Source organism: Edaphosphingomonas fennica, assembly GCF_003034225.1.
Lineage (GTDB): Bacteria > Pseudomonadota > Alphaproteobacteria > Sphingomonadales > Sphingomonadaceae > Sphingomonas_E > Sphingomonas_E fennica.
The window spans coordinates 23758-29792 of the sequence record NZ_PHHF01000005.1; the positions used below are offsets into that span (position 1 = coordinate 23758).

The 6035-nt window shown below is 68.1% G+C and carries 6 protein-coding genes; 4 read left to right on the plus strand and 2 right to left on the minus strand.

The window, feature by feature from the left end; translation table 11 throughout:
* Positions 1-15 precede the first annotated feature (15 nt).
* Positions 16-1164 (minus strand): PQQ-dependent sugar dehydrogenase, encoded by a 1149-nt coding sequence (locus CV103_RS01435; protein WP_107393744.1) that lies wholly within the window; start codon positions 1162-1164, stop codon positions 16-18.
* Positions 1165-1256: 92 nt separating this feature from the next.
* Positions 1257-2489 carry an SAM-dependent methyltransferase gene (locus CV103_RS01440; protein ID WP_107393745.1) on the minus strand — a complete coding sequence of 411 codons (1233 nt, stop codon included), beginning with the start codon at positions 2487-2489 and terminating at the stop codon, positions 1257-1259.
* A gap of 206 nt (positions 2490-2695) precedes the next feature.
* Between CV103_RS01440 and rimP the strand changes: the two genes are divergently transcribed.
* From rimP to CV103_RS01460, 4 genes are all read left to right on the plus strand, one after another.
* On the plus strand, positions 2696-3226 hold the full coding sequence (rimP, locus tag CV103_RS01445) for a ribosome maturation protein RimP (RefSeq protein ID WP_015458266.1): 531 nt from the start codon (positions 2696-2698) through the stop codon (positions 3224-3226).
* Positions 3227-3235: 9 nt separating this feature from the next.
* Entirely contained in the window at positions 3236-4843 is a 1608-nt protein-coding gene (nusA, locus tag CV103_RS01450) for a transcription termination factor NusA (protein WP_015458265.1), read from the plus strand.
* Positions 4830-5633 carry a DUF448 domain-containing protein gene (locus CV103_RS01455; RefSeq protein ID WP_015458264.1) on the plus strand — a complete coding sequence of 268 codons (804 nt, stop codon included), beginning with the start codon at positions 4830-4832 and terminating at the stop codon, positions 5631-5633. The genes nusA and CV103_RS01455 overlap by 14 nt, the downstream gene beginning before the upstream one ends.
* Before the next feature lie 21 nt (positions 5634-5654).
* Positions 5655-6035, plus strand: a 381-nt coding sequence (locus tag CV103_RS01460; protein ID WP_211314324.1) for a translation initiation factor IF-2 associated domain-containing protein, incomplete at its 3' end; no start/stop codon positions are given.

Consider the following 6035-nt stretch of genomic DNA (forward strand, 5'->3'; position numbering starts at 1 on the left):
CGGCAGGGGGCGGCGCTATCGCCGGGGCGTCAGCCTGAGCAGGCGGCCCTGCGATCCGCGCAGGCCGTCTTCCAGCAGCCAGATCGCGCCGTCGGGGCCTTGTTCCACCTCGCGGATGCGCTGGCCGTCCATGTCCCATTGGTCGGCCTTGGCGGCGCTGGTGCCGTCCAGCGCCACGCGCACCAGCCCCGCCGTGTTCATCGCGCCGATGAAGGCGCTGCCCTTCCATTCGGGGAACATGTCGCCCGAATAGATCATCAGCCCGGCGGGCGAGATGGCCGGCTTCCAATAGACCTTGGGCGCTTCCAGGTCCGGCCGGGTATCGTGATCGGGGATGGGCCGGCCGTCATAATGATCGCCGTTGGATACGATGGGGTAGCCGTAATTGCGGCCGGGCAGGATCAGGTTGAGCTCGTCGCCATAGCGCGGGCCCATTTCCTGTTCCCATAAATTGCCCTGCGCGTCGAAGGCGAGGCCCAGCAGATTGCGGTGGCCGTAGCTCCAGATCGCCGGGTGGAAGCCCCTGGCCGCCAGCGGATTGCCCTTGGCCGGCGTGCCGTCGTCGTTCAGGCGGAGCACCTTGCCCAGCGTCGATTTCGGGTCTTGCGCGGGATCGAATTTCTGCCGCTCGCCATTGGTGAAGAACAGATGGCCGTCGGGGGCGAAGGCGATGCGGCCCGAATAATGGCCGTCGCCCTCCACATAGGGGCTGGCGCGGAAGATCACCTGCACGTCGCGCAGGGCCGGGGCGGGGCCTTCGGCAAGGGTGCCGCGTGCCAGTGCCACGCCCTTGCCGCCTTCGCCCTTCTCCGAAAAGCTGAAATAGACGAGCCGGTTCTCGGCGAATTTCGGGTGCAGCACCACATCCATCAGCGCGCCCTGGCCTTCGCTGTCCACCGCCGGAATGCCCGCCAGCGGGGTCGCGGCCTTGCCGTCCGCCGAAACCAGCAGCATCCGCCCGGCCTTTTCCGTCACCAGCATCCGGCCGTCGGGCAGGAACGTCATCGCCCAGGGCGAATCGAAATCGGCGACGACGGTGGCGACGAAGGGCTTGTCGGCTGCCGCGGCCGTGGCCGGCGCGGCGGCATTGCCTTCCTCGCCCGCGCCGCCGCAGGCGGCCAGCAGGGCGATGGCCGGCAGGATGAAGGATGTGGGACGATGCATGGCCTGGCTCCGGGTCGGATCGGGATCGTTGCGCAACGTCCTGACAAAAGCGGATGTTTCCCGGAAGGGGCGTCCTTCCGGGAAATATTTTGTCATGCCTTCGCGCGCAGCTCGCGCTCGGCCTCGGCGATATAGTCCCGCGTATAGGGCAGGGCATCGCGGCGGCGGATATATTGGAGCTGGTAGTTGCACATGCCGCCATGGCGGAAGGCCGCGGCCGCGCCGGCAAGGTAGAACAGCCACATGCGATAGAAGCGGGCGTCGTAAAGCGCCTCGATCTCCGCCCGCGCGGCGACGGTGCGATCATACCAGATGTCGAGCGTCCAGGCATAATGGACGCGCAGCGTTTCGAGGTCGGAGAGGATCAGCTTGCTCCGCTCGCTGGCCGAAACCACTTCGGACAGGGCCGGGATATAGCCGCCGGGGAAGATATATTTGGCGGTGAAGGCATCGGTGGTCGAAGGCTTGCCCATCCGGCCGATGGTGTGGATCAGCATCACCCCGTCCTCGGCCAGCAGCGAGCGGCACTTGTCGAAGAAGGTGCGGTAATGCGGCGGGCCGACATGCTCGAACATGCCGACCGAGACGATGCGGTCGAACTGGCCCTGCACCTCGCGATAGTCGATCAGCTCGAACTTCACCCGATCGGCGACGCCGGCTTCCTGGGCGCGGCGGCGGGCGACGGCGAGCTGTTCCTCGGACAGGGTGATGCCGAGCACGTCGACGTCGGCGACGCGATGGAGGTAGAGCGCCATGCCGCCCCAGCCGCAGCCGATGTCCAGCACCTTCTGGCCGGGCTTCAGGTCCAGCTTGGCGGCGATATGGGCCTTCTTGTCGGCCTGCGCCTGTTCCAGCGAATTGCCGGGATCGGTGAAATAGGCGCAGCTATATTGCCGGTCCTTGTCGAGGAAGAGGTCGTAGAGCCGGCCGTTCAGGTCATAATGATGGGCGACGTTGCGCCGGGACCGGCGTTCCCAGTTGATCCGGTCGAGCCGCGCGAGAATGCTTTGCAGCTGTTCGCGCCAGAAGCTGGCCTTCAGCTTGTCGCCGCCTTTCTCCCACGGCGCATTGCCGCGCAGCAGAACGATGAGGCCGCGGACATCGTCGCCCTCCACGGTGAGGCGGCCGTCCATCCAGGCCTCGGCGGCGCCCAGGCGCGGATTGCGGGCGATGAAGTTGGGCGCGCCCTTGTCGGTGAAGCGAATCCGAATCTCCGCCCAGCCGGGCGTGGCCGTGCCATAGGCCTTTTCAGTGCCGTCGGCGTAGGTGACGTGGAGCACCCCCCGCTTGACGATGCCGGAGAGCATCCGATCGAGTAACCACATCGGCAACCAGCCTCCTTCGCGGACCTTGGCAGGCGAATAGAGCCGCAAAACAGCCGATTATCAAGCGCGCGCAGGCATTGCCGACTCCGCTTGCCGAACGGTGGGCGATCGCCTATATCGCAGTCTCTCTCGACATTGGTGACATTGGCGAGGTCGGCTCCGCTCCGGGGCCGGCGCCAGGGTCGCATGCTCGACGAAGGAGGCATATGGCGGACGCGGACATCGCCGCATTGACGAAGCTGATCGAACCCGAGGCGCAGGCGCTCGGGCTCGCGCTCGTGCGCGTCGCGATGTTCGGCGGCAAGTCCGATCCAACCCTGCAGGTGATGGCGGAGCGGCCCGACACCCGCCAGCTCGACCTTGCCGATTGCGAGGCCCTGTCGCGCCGGATTTCCGACGTGCTCGACGCCGCCGATCCGATCGAGGAGGCCTATCGGCTGGAGGTCAGCTCGCCGGGCATCGATCGGCCGCTCACCCGCCTCAAGGATTTCGAGGATTGGGCCGGGTTCGATGCGCGGATCAAGGTCGCGCCGCCGCTCGACGGCCGCAAGCAGTTCGACGCGCGCCTCGACGGACTCGAAGGTGAAACCGTGAAGGTGTATGCCGAACGGGTCGGCGAAGTCGCGATCCCGTTCGGCCGGATCGCCAGCGCCAAGCTCATTCTGACCGATGCACTGTTAAAGGCCACCGCGCCGCTTTCGACCGAAGGCGCGGACAGGATTTCGAAGGAAGGATAGGACCAAGCCATGGCCACCGCCATTTCCGCCAACCGGGCCGAGCTGCTCGCCATCGCCGACGCCGTCGCGCGCGAGAAGCTGATCGATCGCGAAATCGTGATCGAGGCGATGGAGGACGCGATCCAGCGCGCGGCCCGCGCCCGTTACGGCGCCGAAAACGATATCCGCGCGAAGATCGATCCGCGCTCCGGCGACATGCGCCTGTGGCGCGTCGTCGAGGTGGTCGAGCAGGTCGACGACTATTTCAAGCAGGTCTCCGTCGCCGACGCGCAGAAGCTGCAGCCGGGCGCCGCCGTGGGCGACTTCATCGTCGATCCGCTGCCGCCGATCGAATTCGGCCGCATCGCCGCGCAGGCCGCCAAGCAGGTGATCTTCCAGAAGGTCCGCGATGCCGAGCGCGAGCGGCAGTATGACGAGTTCAAGGACCGCGCCGGCGAGATCATCACCGGCGTCGTCAAGCGCGTCGAGTTCGGCCATGTCGTCGTCGATCTCGGCCGCGCCGAAGGCGTCATCCGCCGCGACCAGCAGATCCCGCGCGAGGTGCTGCGCGTCGGCGATCGCGTCCGTTCGCTGATCCTGTCGGTGCGCCGCGAGAATCGCGGGCCGCAGATCTTCCTCAGCCGCGCGCATCCGGACTTCATGAAGAAGCTGTTCGCGCAGGAAGTGCCCGAAATCTACGACGGCATCATCGAGATCAAGGCCGCCGCCCGCGATCCGGGCAGCCGCGCCAAGATCGGCGTCATCAGCCATGACGGCTCGATCGATCCGGTCGGCGCCTGCGTCGGCATGAAGGGCAGCCGCGTCCAGGCCGTCGTGCAGGAAATGCAGGGCGAGAAGATCGACATCATCCCCTGGTCGCCCGATACCGCCACCTTCGTCGTCAACGCGCTGCAGCCCGCGCAGGTCGCCCGCGTCGTCATCGACGAGGAGGAGGAGCGGATCGAGGTGGTCGTGCCCGACGACCAGCTTTCGCTCGCCATCGGCCGTCGCGGCCAGAATGTCCGCCTCGCCAGCCAGCTGACCGGCAAGGCCATCGACATCCTGACCGAGGCCGACGCCAGCGAGAAGCGGCAGAAGGAATTCGTTCAGAACAGCGAGATGTTCCAGAACGAGCTGGACGTGGACGAGACGCTGGCCCAGCTGCTCGTCGCCGAAGGCTTCGGCAGCCTCGAGGAAGTGGCCTATGTCGAGGCGGACGAGATCGCCTCGATCGAGGGCTTCGACGAGGAGCTGGCCGCCGAGCTGCAGAGCCGTGCGCAGGAAGCGCTGGACCGCCGCGAGCAGGCCAATCGCGACGAGCGCCGCGCGCTCGGCGTCGAGGACGATCTGGCCGATCTGCCCTACCTCACCGAAGCCATGCTGGTGACGCTGGGCAAGGCGGGCATCAAGACGCTCGACGACCTGGCCGATCTCGCCACCGACGAGCTCGTGCAGAAGAAGCGGGCCGAGCCGCGCCGCCGCAACGAGAATGCGCCCAAGCGCGCCGAGGACAAGGGCGGCGTGCTCGCCGAATACAACCTGACCGAAGAGCAGGGCAACGAGATCATCATGGCCGCGCGTGCCCACTGGTTCGCCGACGAAGCGCAGGAGGACGCGGCTGCGGATGGCGAGCAATGAGCATCCTAGCGCGATAGCGCCGACGCACCGTCCATCCCGCGCGAAGCCGAAGGGCGGGCCGCGGGCGGGCGGGAAGCATGCCGAGTCCGCACCGGACGCGGGCGGCGAGGACGTGGTCGATACCGGCCACGGCCCCGAGCGCCGCTGCGTCCTTTCGGGCGATCACGGGCCGCGCGACGGGCTGATCCGCCTCGCGCTCGGCCCCGACGGCACCGTCGCTCCCGATGTCCGCGCCAAGGCGGGCGGGCGGGGCGCCTGGATCGCGGTCGACCGGGTGGCGCTGGAAACGGCGATCGCCAAGGGCAAGCTGAAGGGCGCGCTGGCGCGTGCCTTCAAGACGGCCAGCTTCCTGATCCCGGACGATCTTCCCGCCCAGATTGAACGCGCGCTGGAACGCGCGGCGCTCGATCGCCTGGGGCTGGAGGCCAGGGCCGGCAACCTCGTTACCGGCAGCGAACGGATCGTCGATGCCGCGCGCAAGGGGACGGTGGCGCTGCTGCTCCACGCCCGCGACGCGGCGGCGGACGGCACCCGCAAGCTGGATCAGGCGCTGCGAGTCGGCCTCGACATGGAAGGCACGGACACGCGGGGACTCGTAATTCCCGCGAGCCGCGCCATATTGTCGATGGCCTTGGGACGCGAAAATGTGGTACATATCGCGCTTGTCGCGCCGGCTGCCGCCGCGCGCGTTTCCGATGCACTTGGCCGCTGGCGCGGTTTTATTGGACGGAATGGCAGCGCCGAGCCTTGCGATACACCTTCGCAAGGCCCATCGGCGCTACGGAATTGAAGTGAGGGGTTCGGGTACTCGATGAGCGATAACGACAAGCCGAAACTGGGTATGCGCGCGCCCCTGGGTCTCAAGCGCACGGTCGAGACGGGCAAGGTGAAGCAGAGCTTCAGCCATGGCCGCTCGAACACCGTGGTGGTTGAGGTCAAGCGCCGCCGTATCCTCGGCAAGCCCGGCGAGGCGGAAGCCCCGGTGCAGGAAGCGGCAACCACGCCGCCGCCCGCGCCCGCGGCTGCACCCGCCCCGGCGGAAGCGGCCCCCGTGGCCGAGGCTCCCGCCGCCGCGCCCACCCCGGCTCCCGCCCCCACGCCGGCCCCGGTGGCGGAGGCGCCCGTGCCTGCGCCCACCCCCGCGCCGGCCGCCAAGCCAGCGCCTGCCCCGAAGCCGGCCGCGCCGCGCGCC